The 387-nt window shown below is 73.1% G+C and carries 1 protein-coding gene; it reads right to left on the bottom strand.

All coding sequences use genetic code 11. The features are described from left to right. On the bottom strand, nucleotides 1-387 hold a 387-nt coding region (locus IH44_RS0140160; RefSeq protein WP_030464791.1), incomplete at both ends, for an HtaA domain-containing protein.

Genomic DNA, 387 nt, shown 5'->3' with positions numbered 1-387 from the left:
CCCCAGGCGAGGGTGCCCTTGGCGACCTGGCCGGGCTCCTGGCTGTCGCCTGGGGAGGGCTTCCCGGTGGGCTCGGTGGTGGGCTTGCCGGTGGGCTCCTCGGTGGGCTTCTCCGTCGGCTTCTCGGTGGGCTCCTCCGTCGGCTTCTCGGTCGGGCCGTCCGTGGGCTCGTCGGTGGGCCCCTCGGTCGGCGGGGCGGTGGTCGCGGGGGTGGCCTTGACGGAGAGGGTGGCCGGGTCGAGGGCGTCGCCCTCCTTGTACATGCCGTTGAACGCCTTGGCGCCGTCGGCGGTCAGCGTGGTGGGGATGTCCTTGTAGACCAGTTCCGTGCGGCTGTCGCCCTTGGTGGCGGCGGCGAGGTCGACGGTGGCGAGGTCGATGTCGTCC

The sequence above is a fragment of the Kitasatospora sp. NRRL B-11411 genome (assembly GCF_000721345.1).
Taxonomy (GTDB): domain Bacteria; phylum Actinomycetota; class Actinomycetes; order Streptomycetales; family Streptomycetaceae; genus Kitasatospora; species Kitasatospora cineracea.
This window is presented reverse-complemented; position numbering and strand designations above follow the sequence as displayed.